Genomic DNA, 13,554 nt, shown 5'->3' with positions numbered 1-13,554 from the left:
GCTATAGCAAGGCTTGCCATGCGTGGACTTCCCCGTCCGTAAGTACTGGCCCCCAGCCGCCACGCAGCGCCGCATCGTGCTGCACATAGTGTTCAAGCTGCGGTACAGCCACCGCATGCCGGACGCAGATGGCAAAGACGGCTTCCAGCTGCCGCCTGCTTGCCGGCAGGTCATCGCCATGCCAGGTACAGGCACTCGTTTCCAGCACATGCTGCACCAGTTCCTGCAGCGCGCCGAACAGGTGCCCGGGTATTGCCAGGCGTATGTCATCCGGCCAGGGGTCGCCCATGCCCGTCACAGGCAAGGACGCAAAGCCGCGTTCCCAGGCAGCAAAATCCCCAGGCCCGACCTGTGCCACGTTCCACACGTGAGCGGCGAACGCGGACAGCGCGGGATGATCAATATCAAAGCGCTGGCAAAAGCGTTGCAGGCACGTCACGGCCATGCATTGCCTGGCAATCACGGAGAGTGCATCTATCGATATGTTGTGCATGAAAGTTCCTGAAGGTGGCGCCTGCCGATAACTGCTTCAATTTGACTGGATTGCGGTGGTCCCGCCAGGCAAGGCAGCCTGCCGCAAGGCCTCCACCGGCAACTGAAAAAAGCGCGGCACCATCGCTGGCGATAGCTCGTCGCCGCTGTCCGCCATGGCCAGGCGGCCGCTCAGCAGCAGCATCACATAGCCATGCCCCAGCGACCAGCCGGCGCTGGCGGCGGCCTTGTCCCAGCGCGCATCGAGGCCCGCTTCGCGCACGGCGGCGCCGGCCGTCTGCAGCACATACTGGAAGCACGCTTGCGCAGCTTCCTGCAGGGCGGGGAACTGGCGCACGTCCTGGTGCTCGAACATCAGCCGGTAGTGGGCAGGCGCGGCCAGGGCGAATTCGATGTATTGCTGGCCCAGCAGCTGAAAACGCTGCTCGGCGGGCAGGCTGCCCTGTGGTGGCAGTTCTGTCTCCCATTTGGCGATCAGGCTGGCGAAGCCTGCCGCCGCCACGTCGGCCAGCAAGGCTTCCTTGCTGGGGAAGTGGCGGTACACGGCGGCGATCGATACGCCCACCGAGCGCGCCAGTTCGCGCAGCGACAGGGCGGCGTCGTGCTGCTGCGCCAGTTGCGCGATGGTGGCGGCGACCAGGGTGTCGCGCAAGTTGCCGTGATGATAGGTGCTTGTCATTCTATGTTATCGCTGTTCACATTGTCGTGTATGATGGCCATGTTATCACTGAACACATGGAGAGCATATGCAAGAGATGAACATCGCCGTCCGCGCCGTGGCCTTGCCGCCCGGCGCCAGCATCGCCGCCTTGTACCCGGGCAGCAACCTGGCCGATGCGTATGCCGTCGACTTGCCGACTGCGCAGGCGCGCCAGATGGACATGGAAAGCCTGGCGCGCCAGCTGCTGGGCAGCCAGCCGGGCTGGGCGCGCAAGCTGATGGTGGTGCGCGACGCCATCGTGGCGCGCTTCGGCATCCGGACGGCAAAGCAGATGGAGGCCAGGCCAGGCAAGCGCATCGGCATCTTTCGCATCTTTGCTGTCAGCGATGACGAAATCATCGTGGGCGAGGACGACAGCCACCTCGATTTCCGCATCTCGGTGCTGCGCAACCGTGACACGGGGAGGCATGGCAGCGTGACCGTGGCCAGCGTCGTGCATTGCCACAACTGGGTGGGACGCGCCTACATCCTGCTGATCCGGCCTTTCCACAAGCTGATCGTGCAGCGTTCGCTGGCGCGCGCCGTCAAGGGCGGCTTTGCCTGAGGCGGGAAGGGGCGTGACGGCGCGGGCAATCTTGCTTATTCATGGCCGGTATTGCATACTGCGCCACCAGCCTCATCACGATTCCCATGAACGATACGCTTCTCCTGCTGGGTTTTGCCACCACGCCGCTTGAACTGATTTCCTTTGTCCTGGCACTGACAACCGTTGCGCTGAACATCCGCCAGAACCACTGGGCGTGGCTGTTCGCCATCATTTCCTCGGCCGCTTACGGTGTCGTGTTTTTCGAGTCGCGCCTGTATGGCGACATGGCCTTGCAACTGCTGTTCATCAGCGTCTCGTTCTGGGGCTGGTATCAGTGGCTGCATCCGGCCAGCGGCGGCAAGACCCTGCCCGTCACGCGCCTCGATGGCCGCGGCTGGCTGGCCTGCGCCGCGGGCTGGCTGATCGGCTTCCTGCTGATTGCCTGGCTGCTGACGACGACGGACACGGACGTGCCGCATGCGGATGGTTTCCTCACGGCAGGCAGCCTGGTCGGGCAATTCCTGTTGTCGCGCAAGAAGCTGGAAAACTGGATCGCCTGGATCGTCGTCGACGTGCTGTATGTCTGGCTGTACCTGCACAAAGGCCTGACCCTGACGGCCGTGCTGTATGGCTTCTTCGTCGTGATGGCCATCATCGGCTTGCTGGCGTGGAAAAAGTCGGCACCGGCCGCGCCCGATGCGATGGTCCTCAAGTGATGGCGCCTTGCGTGCGCGTGGCGATCCTGGGCGCGGAATCGTCGGGCAAGTCGACCCTGGCGGCCGCCCTGGCCGAGCGCTACGGCACCGTCTGGGTACCGGAATACTTGCGCGAATTCGTGGCAACGCAGGGCAGGGTGCCCGTCGCGGCCGACCAGTATGGTATCGCGCGTAGCCAAGTCGAACGCGAAGCGGCAGCGGCCGCGCAAGCGCGCAACTTCCTGTTTTGCGATACGACGCCGTTGATGACGGCCGTCTACAGCCGCCATTATTTTGATGGCGCGGACGCGCAGCTGGCGGCGCTGGCCGATGCCACGCAGTACGACGTGACGTTGGTGACGGCGCCCGACAGCCCGTGGGTGGCTGACGGCTTGCAGCGCGAGTCGGAAGCCGTGCGCCAGCTGATCTACCGCTACCTGCTCGACGAGCTCGACGCGCGCGGCATCGTCTACCACGTGCTGCACGACAACCTGGAGGCGCGCCTGGAACAGGCGGCGCCTTTGCTGCAGCAGGCGCTCGCTGCAGCGCCTGCCATTTCCCTCAATTAAAAGTCAAACTGCGCTGAAAGCTTGAACGTGCGGCTGGCGCCCGGGAACAGGTAGCCGCCGGCTTCCGGCGTCACATCGCGCCAGTAGAACTTGTCGGTCACGTTGTTGACGCTGGCGCGCAGCACGGCGCGCGTGCCGGCGATGCGCGTGGCCCAGGCGGCGCCCAGGTTGAACACGTTGTATGACGGCACGAAGGTCGTGTTGTTGTACTCAAACGCTTTCTTGCCCGCATATTCCCAGCTGCCATTCACGCTCAAGCCCGCCACCTGTTGCACGGCGTAGTCCGCATGCACGGCTGCCTTGAAGGCGGGCACGTTCGGTACGCGCTTGCCATCGTAGTCCGCATCGCCCGTGCCTGACTGCTGACTGTTCAGGGCCGTCACGGACGCGCCCAGGCTCAGGTTGGCTGTTGCCTTGCCCTGGGCCGACAATTCCAGGCCGCGGTGCTGCGCCTGGCCATTGCGGACGAAATAATTCTCGGCATTCACATATTCGAGACCTTTGCGTATCTGGAACAGGCTGGCCGCCAGCATGAAGTCCGGCGTCACATCCATTTTCACGCCCAATTCGATCTGCTTCGAGCGGCTCGGCGTCAGCTCTTCGTTGGCGTTGTTCTCATCGATGCTGGCTGTGCCGCCATGTTCCATGCCCTGCGAGTAGGCCGCATACATGGAGACGTTGTCGAGCGGGGTGTAGACGAGCGACACGTTGGGCAGCAGGAAGTCATGCTTGGCGCGGATTTCCTTGTCGGCCTTGAGCACATACTGGTAGCCATCGACATCGATATGGCGCAAGCCGCCATGCAGCTTCCAGTTCGGCGCCAGGCTGATAATGTCCTGCACGAAGACGGCGTTTTCTTTGTCATCGCGTACCAGGCGCACGGGTCCTGTAAGCCTATCCGATGGGGCGACGATGACGGGGCGGTAGATATTGCTGATGCCCACTTCCTTATACACGTACTTGCCGGCGTGGTCCTTGCGGTTGAAATACGACACGCCCACCGTGACTTCATGGCGCAGGCTGCCCGTGGCGAACTTGCCCTGGATCATGGCTTGCGCGCTCAGCGGTTTTTTCGTTTCGCCCAGGCTGCGGAAGTCCCACACGGAGAAATCGCCATTGCTGCAGAACACAGGCATCCAGCCTTCCGGGCTGCAGCCATACGGATAGGCCGTGTAGTCGTCGCGCTTGAACGAGTGCTGGTTGGCCGACAAGGTGGCGTGCCAGTCGTCATTGAAGGCGTACTGGAAGCGCAGGCCGATGTTGCTGGTGACCGTTTCCACGGGATGTGTCCACGGTTGCTTGTTGAGCATGGCGTCGGCGCTGACGTTGGCGGGCAGGCTGCCATTGCTCAGCAACTGGAAGCCGGGCGCCGTCACTTGCGCCTTGTCCTGGTAGTCGGCATCGAGCTGCAGCAGCGCTTGCGGCGAGATTTGCCAGTCGAAGGCGCCGGAAATGAACTTGCGGTTGCCGTCGGCGCCCTTGATGTAGGAGCGCAGGCGTTCGGCTGCCACGTTGACCCGGTAGCCGAAGCGCGTGTCTTCCAGGCGGCCGCCCAGGTCGACGGCGCCGTACAGGGTGCCCCGCTCGCGCGTTTCCACGGTGACCGTGCGCAGCGGCGCGCTAGTCGGGCGCTTGACGATGAAGTCGATCACGCCACCGGGCGCGGCCACGCCTGCCTGCAAGCCGGCCAGGCCCTTCAGAACTTCGATGCGTTCCTTGTTTTCCAGCGGAATTTGCGTGTCGCCGGGAATGGCCACGCCATCCTTGCGGTAGCTGGAATTGGTGTCGAGCTTGAAGCCGCGGATGGTGAACTGTTCCGCATAGCCGACGGCGTTGTAGGAATCGTTGATGCTGGCGTCGAGCTTGACGGCATCGCTGAGATTGCGGATCTGTAAATCCTGCATGTCTTTTTGCGAAATGACGGTGACGGACGCGGGCGTCTGCAGCAGCGGCGCGTCGGCAAAGCCGCCCACGGAAGCGCGCTTGGCGGCAGGCGCCTTGCTGGCCGTGACGACGACTTCAGCCATGCTTGGCGTGTCGGCCGGCGCTTCGGCGCTGTCATGCGCGGCCAGGGCGGGCGCGGCAAACGCGTGCAGGATGGCCAGGGTCAGAACGGAAATAGATAAATTCGGTGTGGACATAGATTGCTCGTGGTTCAAGCCGCGTCTGGGAAAGAGCACGGCAGGCTGCTTGTTCGGCTGGCGCCAACGCAGGAGCTATCAAAGGAGGGAGGTACTTTGCGCTTTCCTTCGCTGGCATTATCCAGATCAGGTACGAAGGGTATCTCTCACCCGGATGACTGCTCCAGGACCCCTAGCGAAATGACAGCTTAGCATGAAGCACGGCCAGCTGTCCCGCTGGCTGACCGTTTTACAACAGTGCGGTGCAAATCTACAAACTGAGTTCGAGCACCTTGCGGCTGACGGCGGGCGTCACCTCGCGCTGTTCGCCCAGCGCCGTCATGCCGTGCGCTTCCAGGGCAGCGACGACGGCGTCCACGCTGGCATGGTTCAGGCCGTAGTCGGCCAGGCGCGTCTTGACGCCCATGTGGCGGAAGAAAAATTCCGTGCGCGCGATGGCTGCCTCGATGCGGCCATCTTCGTCGCCGCCATCGAGGCCCCAGACGCGGGCTGCGTATTGCAGCAGCTTGGCGCGCTTGGCCTGCTTGCGCACGCGCAGCATGCTGGGCAGGATGATGGCCAGCGTTTGCGCGTGATCGAGCTCGTACAAGGCCGTCAATTCGTGGCCGATGGCGTGCGTGGACCAGTCTTGCGGCACGCCCACGCCGATCAGGCCGTTCAAGGCCAGGGTGGCGCTCCACATCACGTTGGCGCGCACATCATAGTCGTCCGGGTGCGACAGGGCTTTCGGGCCTTCCTCGATCAGGGTCAATAAAATGCCTTCGGCGAAGCGGTCTTGCACGGACGCGTTCACGGGGTAGGTCAGGTATTGCTCCATCACATGCGCAAACGCATCGACGACGCCATTGCCTACCTGGCGCAGCGGCAAGGTGAACGTTTTCGACGGGTCCAGCACGGAGAATTTTGGATACACCTTGCGGCTCATGAACGAGCGCTTTTCCTGCGTGGCCTTGCGCGTGATCACGGCCGAGCCATTCATTTCGGAACCGGTGGCCGGCAAGGTGAGCACTGTGCCGAAGGGCAGGGCGGCCTCGACGATCTTGCCGCCTTTCGCCAGGATGTCCCACGCCTCGCCTTCATGCAGGGCGGCGGCGGCGATGAACTTGGTGCCATCGACCACGGAGCCGCCGCCGACGGCCAGCAGGAAATCGATGCGCTCGCTTTTCACGAGGGCCACGGCCTGCATCAGGGTTTCATAGCTGGGATTGGGTTCGATGCCGGCAAATTCGAGCACCGTGTGGCCGGCCAGCGCCGCCCTGACTTCATCGTAGACGCCGTTGCGCTTGATGCTGCCGCCGCCGTAGGTCATCAGGACCCGCGCCTGCGGCGGGATCAGGCCGGCGATGGCGGCGATCTGGCCCTGGCCGAAGAGGATTTGCGTTGGATTGTAAAAGTCGAAATTGAACATGGGGCTCCCGCTGCCGAGGTTTAGGCTGTTGCTGAGCCATGATTATGGCCGAACGGGTGGAAACGTGTCGTGGACGCTTGAGCTTTTCGCCCGCGCGGTGGAGAATGCAGCCGATGTCTCCACCACGCGAAAAGGAATGCGCATGACCACCGTCCCACTGGAAGAATCGGGCTTGCCGGCCACGGCACTCGACATGCACCGCGCCATCGGCGCCACCATCGCCGCGCTGCAGGCGCTGGACTTGAACGGCCAGCGTTTCGAGGCCTGCACGGACCCGGAATTGCGCCGCGTGCTCGCGCATGCGGGCGACGCCAGCCGCAAGGAAGCGGCCATGCTGCTCGAATGGATGCGCCGCCGCGACGCGCGCCTGGATACGGCCATGAAGGAAGCGCTGTTCAAGGCAGGGCCGATTGTTGCTCAGTATCACTATGACGAGAAAATAGGGTAACTATTGGTTTGTTGCTGTGGCGTACCATGCGCCACATAGCCCTTGCTTCGCGTAGACTGTGCCCCGAACACGATTTTGGGGGAGTTTGCAGAAATGAAATCATTACCATACCGGGAAGGCAGCTGGTTTGCTGTGCCCTTGCCGGGCGGCGGCTATGCCGCCGGCGTGGTGGCGCGCCGGGCGCCTGCCGGGCGCATCATGCTGGCGTATATGTTCGGGCCGAAGCGCGACAGCCTGCCTGCGCTGGAAGAACTGGAAGGCTTGCGGCCGGAACAGGCCGTGCGCCGCCTGCGCACGGGCGACATGGCCCTGCTCAACGAGCGCTGGCCGCTGCTGGGCGACAGCCTCCACTGGGAGCGCGATGCCTGGCCCATGCCGGCCTTTATCCGCCGCAATGAATCCCTGCAGCGCGCCTGGCGCGCCAGCTATGCGGATGCCGACCCCGCCAAGCTGAACCGTGAAGAGTCGATCCCCTTCGATACGCCGGGCATGGAAAGCGATTCCCTCTACGGCTACGGGGCGACGGAATTGTTGATGAATAAATTGCTGGCGCAGGAAGCGGCGTCGGCAGCGTAGGTCGGATTAGGTGGGGCCGCCGAGGCCGCAAGGCCGTAATCCGACAACATTGTTGGCTGTTCTTGTCGGATTACGCGGTTCCCGCTAATCCGACCTACATCGCCTGCACCGCTGGTGTAAACACCGGAGTGAGCAGGCCCGATTATTTTTACGCCGCTGGCAAGCTGATCTGAAACGCCAGGCCGCCGCCTTCGCGGTTGCGTACCTGCAAGTCGGCGCCATGGCGCAGCAGCACGCGGTCGACGATGGCCAGGCCCAGACCGGCGCCATTTGCCTGCCCGCGCGCCGTGTCGAGGCGGGTGAACGGTTTCATCAGTTGCTCGATCTTTTCTGCCGGCACGCCCGTGCCGTGGTCTTGCACCTCGATAATCACCTTTTTCGCGCCGTGGCTGGTGCGCACATGGCAGGCGATATCGATTTCCGTCACATCGCTGTCCGGCGTCTTGCCATAGCGGCGCGCATTCTCGATCAGGTTGTTCAGCACGCGGCGCAAGTCGGTGGGGTTGCCCATCGCATGCGCGCCTTCGGCGATGCTGGCATTGATCTTCACATCCGGCAGGCGCATCGCTTCGCGCGTCATGTCGAGCAGCAAGCCGCTCAGGTCCACGTCCGTAAAGCTCGACGTTTCCGTCGGCTTGGCATAGTCGAGGAACTGGCCGATGATGGCGTCCATTTGCCCGATATCGGACTGGATGCCTTCGCGCGCCTCGTCCGACAGGTTGGCCATTTCCACTTCCAGCTGCATGCGCGCCAGCGGCGTGCGCAAGTCGTGCGAAATGCCGGCCAAAATCACGGCGCGGTCCGATTCCACCTGTTTCAAGTCATCGACCATCTGGTTGAAGCTGCGGTTCGCCTCGATGATTTCGATCGGGCCTTTTTCCGGCAGCGGTGCCGGTTGCTTGCCCTTGGCGATGTCGCGCGCGGCCGCCGTCAAGCGCGACAGCGGCAGATTGATCAGGCTGGAAATGATGGCCGCGCCCAGCAGGGACAGCAGGGACACCAGGCTTGCCCAGCCCAGCCACTGGAAGCCCGTCAGGCCGCGCAGGCGCTCGCGGTCCAGCATCAGCCAGTATTCATCGTCATCGATCTTGAAGCTGACCCAGAAACCGGCCACGCCGTTGACGCGCGCGGAAAAGCGAGTGTCCTTGCCCAGCTTGGCTTTCACCTGCGCCTCGATCTCGGGCATCAGGTAATTGTCGGGCGGCGGCTCGATGCGGTCGTCCTCTTCCAGCGAGAAGATGCGGATGCCTTCGTTGCTGACGAGATCGAACAGCAGCTCGCGCCGCAGCTCGGGCGCCGAGTGCGTCAGTGCCGCATGCGTGATGGTAACGACGGAAATGATCTGGGCGGAAATCTGCTGCGCCTGCGGCTCGCGCTGGATGACGGAAATCATGCCGATCCAGGTGATCATGCTGACCGTGGTCAAGGTGCCGAGCAGCAAAAAGGTGCGCCAGAACAGGCCGCTTTTCAGCCGCGCCAGGCTGATATCGGGAACAAGCTTCATCATGCCTCGCCTGCGATCAGCGCGGCTGTCCGTCCGGGATGAAGACGTAACCGAGGCCCCACACGGTCTGGATGAACAGCGGGCTCGACGGATCGGGTTCGATCAGTTTGCGCAGGCGCGAGATTTGCACGTCCAGGCTGCGGTCGAATACTTCGTATTCGCGTCCACGCGCCAGTTCCATGAGTTTCTCACGCGACAGCGGTTGGCGCGCATGGCGGGCAAACACTTTCAGCACAGAAAATTCACCGGTGGTCAGCGGCACCGTTTCGCCACTCTTTTTCAAGGTGCGCGTACCCAGGTCCAGCACGAAGTCGCCGAATTCGAAGGTTTGCGGTGTTTCCGACGGTGCGCCCGGGATTTCATCAGGACCCTTGCGGCGCAGCACGGCGCCGATGCGGGCCACCAGTTCGCGCGGGTTGAACGGTTTTGGCAGGTAGTCGTCGGCACCCATTTCCAGGCCCACGATACGGTCCACGTCCTCGCCCTTGGCCGTCAGCATGATGATCGGCGTCTGGTCGCCCGCGCCGCGCAGGCGGCGGCAGATCGACAGGCCGTCTTCGCCGGGCAGCATCAAATCGAGCACCAGCAAGTCGTAGCGTTCGCGCAGCCACAGCTTGTTCATGGCCGTCGCGCTCTCTGCCGTGAAGACATTGAAACCCTGTTCGGTCAGGTAGCGGCGCAGCAAGTCGCGCAGGCGCACATCGTCATCGACCACCATGATTTTTGCCTGGTGGCCGTGGATCGATTGCGTAGGCGTGTTGCTGCCGGAGGTGGAGGTTGTGGTCATTTAAGGTGTCGTGTTATCTTATATTAGTTGCTATAGTAACGCCTCGCGTGGCGTCGGCAAGGGCGTATGGCGACCCATTACAAAGTGTTACAAACTTTACCCAATTACTCTTACTGCACCGTGTAAAGCATCATACACTGGGGCCACAGTGGAAATCAGCTTTAAGTTTATACGGCATCGCGGAAGAGGAACTCAATGAATATCTTTACTAAAAAAATTCACACCGCTCCCAGCGCAGCTATTGCCGCACGTACGACTGTGCTGTCCGCATTTGCCGTTTGCTCCGTGTTTGCCGCCAGCCTGGCGCTGGCACAAAACCAGCCGCCGCCACGCCGTGACGACCAGCCGCAAGTGCAGGCCCAGCGCTATGAACAGGTACAGCGCAGCAATAGCAATGATACGCGACTGCGCGAACAGCGTGACGCACGCAGTTTCGACACGCGCGCCGAAGAGCAGCGCCGCGCCAGCGAAGGCGCCGACGCCTCGCGCCGCACGGGCCGCATGACGCCCGACGAGCGGCGCGACCTGCGCCGCCAGATCAATGAAGTGGGGCAAGACATTTACTCGAATCCCCCACGCCGCTAGTTACTTAGGCATCGCACCTCCCATCCGACAGGGCCATCTCGCAAGACATGGCCCTGTTGGCATCTGCCCACCAACATTGTTGCTCAGTCAGGCACACCGCCACGCCCCGTGATATTGTTCTAGTGCACTGAGACAATTCCTGGTTTTGGGGAGGCAAGTGGTGAGCGACGACGACACACCCGTTCCTGAGGCGGTCCCCGCAGGCGGCTTGCCGCGCGGCCTGGTGCAGCGCGACGAGGGCGTGTGTCTCGACCTGTCGCTGACGCCCGCGCAGTTGCGCGCCGCCGTCGACCAGCTGTTCCAGTCGGGGCAGCTGCTGGCTGGTCTCGACTACGCTTTGTTCCTGCTGACCCTGTTCCATGCCCCCGCGCCCCGCGCCGCGCCCAAGAGCGACGCCTTGCTGCGCATTGCCGCCCGTGTGGCGCCATTCCCGCCCCAGCGCCGCGCACTATATAAACAAATCAAGATCCGTGGCGACAGCGCCGAGTTCTACTTTGAAGCGCTGTCGCCTGACGCGGATGGCCAGGTGCCGGCGCGCCGCGAGTTTGACGAGTTGGTGGCTGACCTGTGGTGCAAGGGCGTGCGCTATGGCATCGATGGCGCGGCCGTGCGCGCCATTCTCGGCAGCGGCAAGGCCGAGCGCATCACGGTGGCGCGGGCGCTGCCGCCACAGCCGGGCCGCGACGCGCAACTGGTCGAAGTGTCGCAAGGCATCCACCGCGACGATGCGCCGCGCGAACGCTCCGATGGCCGCCTGGATTTGCTCAGTTTCAAGAACCGTTTTCCGCAAGTGAAAAAACACGCGCGCCTGCTGCGGCTGCTGCCCGGTGCCCCCGGCTTGCCCGGCTACGACCTGGACGGTACGCTGCTGCCGCCGCCCGCGCCGCTGGAGCTGGACCTGGCGGCGGTGGCAGGGGCGGGCACGGCGGTCGAACGCTTCAGCGATGGCGATTACGTGGTCGCCACCCAGGATGGCTATGTGAATGTCGATGCGCACGGCAAGCTCTCCATCGACAACAAGATCGTCAGCCGCGAAGGCGTCAGCAGCCGTACCACGGGCAATTTGAAGCTGCGCGCCGCGTACGAGGAATATGGCGAAGTGCAGGAGCAGCGCCAGCTCGACGGCAGCGACATCACCATCCATGGCGACGTGTACGGCCATCTGCACTCGCATGGCGGATTAATATGGCTACAGCGCAACCTGGTGGGCGGCACGGCCTTCAACGAGCACGGCGACGTGCGCGTCGAGGGCGTCGCTTCCGGTTCCGTGCTGCAGGCGCTGAGCGGCGAAGTCCACATGAAGCGCGCGGAAAGCTGCGTCATCGCCGGCACGCGCGTGGTGATCGAGCATGCCAGCAATTGCGAGATCATCGCCGACGAGGTCGTCATCGAGTTGGCCGAAGGCTGCGCCGTGGCGGCACGCACCATCCGCATCGGCAGCGCCGGTCCGCGCAAGCAGGTGGAGATGCTGCTGTTCCCGCTGGTGCCCAATTTGAGCGCGCTGGACCAACAGATCGCGGAAAGCCTGGCCAGGGCCGCGCACTATCAGCAGATGCAGCACAAGCGCCAGCAGGAAATCGATGCCATTGCGCATTTGCCCGAAGTGCGCAACTACCTGACCCTGGCGGGCCAGCTGCGGCGCGCCGAGCTGCAGCTGCAGCCGGCGCAGCAGCTGCAGTACGACAAGCTGGCCGCGCGCATCGCTCCCGTATTGAAGGAAGTGGCGCGCCTGCGCGTGGAAGTCAAACAGTCGGAAATCCTGCACGGGCAAATGCTGGCCCTGGTGGCGCAAGTGCGCCAGCAGCGCCAGGCGACGGCCGGCCAGTCGCGCTGCAGCCTGGGACTGGTCGACGGTGAAACGGTCGTGCGCGCGATGGTCGTGCCGCCCGGGCCAGCCAAGGTCTACGACCGGCCGCCGAAGGAGATCAAGGCGCTGTTGCGCAGCGCCACGCCGGCCACGCAGAGCGTGTTTGCGGACAGCACAGGCAGCCTGGAGTGGACGTATGCACCGCCGCCGTAACGTTTAGTCGGTGACCTTGCCACGTGATTGCTTGAGCACGCTGTGCGTACTCTTGCTATCGAGGCGGCGCCGCTGCGAGCTGCGCGTGGGCTTGGTGGCGCGCCGCACGGCGGGCAAAAAGGTGACGCTGTCGATGATTTCCTGCAAGCGCCGCAAGGCTTCTTCCTTGTTCTGCTCCTGGCTGCGCGACTGCTGTGCCTTGAGCACCAGCACGCCATCCTTGCTGATGCGGCTGTCGCGCAGGGCCAGTAGCCGCTCCTTGTACGCTTCCGGCAGCGACGAGGCGGCGATGGGGAAGCGCAAATGGATGGCGCTGGAGACCTTGTTGACGTTTTGCCCGCCCGGCCCCTGGGCGCGGATGGCGGAAAATTCAACTTCAGCGGGATTGACGAGGTGTTGCATGGCCTGCCTGTGGGGAAACGATGTGGGTATTGTAAGGGAAGATGGCTGCGCCGGCGCAAGCTGGGCAGTGAGAGTACGCGTGCCTTCCGGGAAAGTTGATGTTTCTCAACGCCGCCTGCGGTGATGCTGGTTAGCATGGGGCCAACGTTGCGCCACTGCGCATCCTGGCAGCGCTTACCGGATGAAAGGAACACCATGCAGCCCACGACGACGCCTGACGCCGTAACCGCGCAATGCCTGACGCAGTACTTGAGCTTCCGGCTGGGCGGCCTGGAATACGGCCTCGATTACCGCTGCGTGCGGGAATTGCGCCCGTTGAAGGAACTCGACCGTTTTTCCTCGGAAGGGGAGGTGCTGCGCAGCGTGGCCGTCTCGCGCGGTGTGATCATCCCCATCGTCGACATGCGCGCCGCGTTCGGCAGCGTCCAGGGTACGCCCGACCCGTCCACCGACGTGATCATCTTGCAGCTGAGCAATGGCGTGATGGGCATGGTGGTCGATGGCGTCACCGATATCGTCAGCCTGGCCGCCAGCGACATCGCCGCCGTGCCCGGCCTGGGCGCGGCGGAAGCCGATTATCTGCTGGGCCTGGGCACGCTGGCGGGACGTAGATTGATCCTCGTCGATATCGACCGCCTGATGGCCATCCGCAGCCCCGGCCCCATGCAGGCGGCCTGAAA

The 13,554-nt window shown here is 63.5% G+C and carries 15 protein-coding genes and 1 riboswitch; of the genes, 8 read left to right on the top strand and 7 right to left on the bottom strand.

What is annotated here, in order from left to right:
- Position 1: 1 nt before the first annotated feature.
- Both C8C92_RS20035 and C8C92_RS20030 read right to left on the bottom strand, forming a co-directional pair.
- Complete coding sequence (locus C8C92_RS20035) at positions 2-493, bottom strand: hypothetical protein (protein ID WP_133250806.1); 492 nt, start codon at positions 491-493, stop codon at positions 2-4.
- A gap of 36 nt (positions 494-529) precedes the next feature.
- Positions 530-1,171, bottom strand: a complete 642-nt coding sequence (locus tag C8C92_RS20030; protein WP_116745056.1) for a TetR/AcrR family transcriptional regulator — start codon at positions 1,169-1,171, stop codon at positions 530-532.
- Positions 1,172-1,238: 67 nt separating this feature from the next.
- Between C8C92_RS20030 and C8C92_RS20025 the strand changes: the two genes are divergently transcribed.
- The 3 genes from C8C92_RS20025 to C8C92_RS20015 all read left to right on the top strand — a co-directional run bounded on the left by C8C92_RS20025 (position 1,239) and on the right by C8C92_RS20015 (position 3,003).
- Positions 1,239-1,757 (top strand): DUF2867 domain-containing protein, encoded by a 519-nt coding sequence (locus tag C8C92_RS20025; RefSeq protein WP_116745055.1) that lies wholly within the window; start codon positions 1,239-1,241, stop codon positions 1,755-1,757.
- A gap of 86 nt (positions 1,758-1,843) precedes the next feature.
- Positions 1,844-2,455 (top strand): nicotinamide riboside transporter PnuC, encoded by a 612-nt coding sequence (gene pnuC, locus C8C92_RS20020; RefSeq protein WP_099763069.1) that lies wholly within the window; start codon positions 1,844-1,846, stop codon positions 2,453-2,455.
- Positions 2,455-3,003 carry an ATP-binding protein gene (locus C8C92_RS20015; protein WP_116745054.1) on the top strand — a complete coding sequence of 183 codons (549 nt, stop codon included), beginning with the start codon at positions 2,455-2,457 and terminating at the stop codon, positions 3,001-3,003. The genes pnuC and C8C92_RS20015 overlap by 1 nt, the downstream gene beginning before the upstream one ends.
- Here C8C92_RS20015 and C8C92_RS20010 read toward each other — a convergent pair.
- Entirely contained in the window at positions 3,000-5,144 is a 2,145-nt protein-coding gene (locus C8C92_RS20010; protein ID WP_116745053.1) for a TonB-dependent siderophore receptor, read from the bottom strand. The two genes, C8C92_RS20015 and C8C92_RS20010, sit on opposite strands and share 4 nt — an antisense overlap.
- A gap of 86 nt (positions 5,145-5,230) precedes the next feature.
- Positions 5,231-5,328: riboswitch (TPP riboswitch) on the bottom strand.
- A 66-nt stretch (positions 5,329-5,394) separates the two neighbouring features.
- Positions 5,395-6,552 carry an iron-containing alcohol dehydrogenase gene (locus C8C92_RS20005; RefSeq protein WP_116745052.1) on the bottom strand — a complete coding sequence of 386 codons (1,158 nt, stop codon included), beginning with the start codon at positions 6,550-6,552 and terminating at the stop codon, positions 5,395-5,397.
- A gap of 142 nt (positions 6,553-6,694) precedes the next feature.
- Between C8C92_RS20005 and C8C92_RS20000 the strand changes: the two genes are divergently transcribed.
- Positions 6,695-7,000: a hypothetical protein gene (locus C8C92_RS20000; protein WP_243420296.1), complete on the top strand. Its 306-nt coding sequence runs from the start codon at positions 6,695-6,697 to the stop codon at positions 6,998-7,000.
- A 93-nt stretch (positions 7,001-7,093) separates the two neighbouring features.
- On the top strand, positions 7,094-7,576 hold the full coding sequence (locus C8C92_RS19995; protein ID WP_099763073.1) for an Imm26 family immunity protein: 483 nt from the start codon (positions 7,094-7,096) through the stop codon (positions 7,574-7,576).
- A 148-nt stretch (positions 7,577-7,724) separates the two neighbouring features.
- Here the strand turns inward: C8C92_RS19995 and C8C92_RS19990 are convergent, their stop codons facing one another.
- Together C8C92_RS19990 and ompR are read right to left on the bottom strand one after the other, a co-directional pair.
- Entirely contained in the window at positions 7,725-9,083 is a 1,359-nt protein-coding gene (locus C8C92_RS19990; protein WP_116745050.1) for a sensor histidine kinase, read from the bottom strand.
- 13 nt (positions 9,084-9,096) lie between these two features.
- Positions 9,097-9,798: a two-component system response regulator OmpR gene (ompR, locus tag C8C92_RS19985; RefSeq protein ID WP_232730910.1), complete on the bottom strand. Its 702-nt coding sequence runs from the start codon at positions 9,796-9,798 to the stop codon at positions 9,097-9,099.
- A 264-nt stretch (positions 9,799-10,062) separates the two neighbouring features.
- Here ompR and C8C92_RS19980 point away from each other — a divergent pair, with 264 nt between their 5' ends.
- Positions 10,063-10,452, top strand: coding sequence for a hypothetical protein (locus C8C92_RS19980; protein WP_099763075.1), 390 nt, complete (start codon positions 10,063-10,065; stop codon positions 10,450-10,452).
- Between the two features lie 160 nt (positions 10,453-10,612).
- Positions 10,613-12,472 (top strand): flagellar assembly protein A, encoded by a 1,860-nt coding sequence (locus C8C92_RS19975; protein ID WP_116745049.1) that lies wholly within the window; start codon positions 10,613-10,615, stop codon positions 12,470-12,472.
- 3 nt (positions 12,473-12,475) lie between these two features.
- Here the strand turns inward: C8C92_RS19975 and arfB are convergent, their stop codons facing one another.
- Positions 12,476-12,874, bottom strand: a complete 399-nt coding sequence (arfB, locus tag C8C92_RS19970) for an alternative ribosome rescue aminoacyl-tRNA hydrolase ArfB (RefSeq protein WP_034749850.1) — start codon at positions 12,872-12,874, stop codon at positions 12,476-12,478.
- Between the two features lie 195 nt (positions 12,875-13,069).
- On the opposite strand from arfB, the gene C8C92_RS19965 reads away from it, so the two are divergent.
- Entirely contained in the window at positions 13,070-13,552 is a 483-nt protein-coding gene (locus C8C92_RS19965) for a chemotaxis protein CheW (RefSeq protein WP_116745048.1), read from the top strand.
- The last annotated feature ends 2 nt before the right edge of the window (positions 13,553-13,554 follow it).

This window comes from Janthinobacterium sp. 78, from assembly GCF_003096775.1.
Lineage (GTDB): Bacteria > Pseudomonadota > Gammaproteobacteria > Burkholderiales > Burkholderiaceae_D > Janthinobacterium > Janthinobacterium tructae.
This window is presented reverse-complemented; position numbering and strand designations above follow the sequence as displayed.

Coding starts and splice junctions, on each gene's coding strand:
- C8C92_RS19980 (WP_099763075.1), top strand. CDS start 10,063: ATGAATATCTTTACTAAAAAAATTCACACCGCTCCCAGCGCAGCTATT.
- C8C92_RS20030 (WP_116745056.1), bottom strand. CDS start 1,171: ATGACAAGCACCTATCATCACGGCAACTTGCGCGACACCCTGGTCGCC.
- C8C92_RS20035 (WP_133250806.1), bottom strand. CDS start 493: ATGCACAACATATCGATAGATGCACTCTCCGTGATTGCCAGGCAATGC.
- ompR (WP_232730910.1), bottom strand. CDS start 9,798: ATGGTGGTCGATGACGATGTGCGCCTGCGCGACTTGCTGCGCCGCTAC.
- C8C92_RS20010 (WP_116745053.1), bottom strand. CDS start 5,144: ATGTCCACACCGAATTTATCTATTTCCGTTCTGACCCTGGCCATCCTG.
- C8C92_RS20005 (WP_116745052.1), bottom strand. CDS start 6,552: ATGTTCAATTTCGACTTTTACAATCCAACGCAAATCCTCTTCGGCCAG.
- arfB (WP_034749850.1), bottom strand. CDS start 12,874: ATGCAACACCTCGTCAATCCCGCTGAAGTTGAATTTTCCGCCATCCGC.
- C8C92_RS20000 (WP_243420296.1), top strand. CDS start 6,695: ATGACCACCGTCCCACTGGAAGAATCGGGCTTGCCGGCCACGGCACTC.
- pnuC (WP_099763069.1), top strand. CDS start 1,844: ATGAACGATACGCTTCTCCTGCTGGGTTTTGCCACCACGCCGCTTGAA.
- C8C92_RS20025 (WP_116745055.1), top strand. CDS start 1,239: ATGCAAGAGATGAACATCGCCGTCCGCGCCGTGGCCTTGCCGCCCGGC.
- C8C92_RS20015 (WP_116745054.1), top strand. CDS start 2,455: ATGGCGCCTTGCGTGCGCGTGGCGATCCTGGGCGCGGAATCGTCGGGC.
- C8C92_RS19995 (WP_099763073.1), top strand. CDS start 7,094: ATGAAATCATTACCATACCGGGAAGGCAGCTGGTTTGCTGTGCCCTTG.
- C8C92_RS19990 (WP_116745050.1), bottom strand. CDS start 9,083: ATGATGAAGCTTGTTCCCGATATCAGCCTGGCGCGGCTGAAAAGCGGC.
- C8C92_RS19965 (WP_116745048.1), top strand. CDS start 13,070: ATGCAGCCCACGACGACGCCTGACGCCGTAACCGCGCAATGCCTGACG.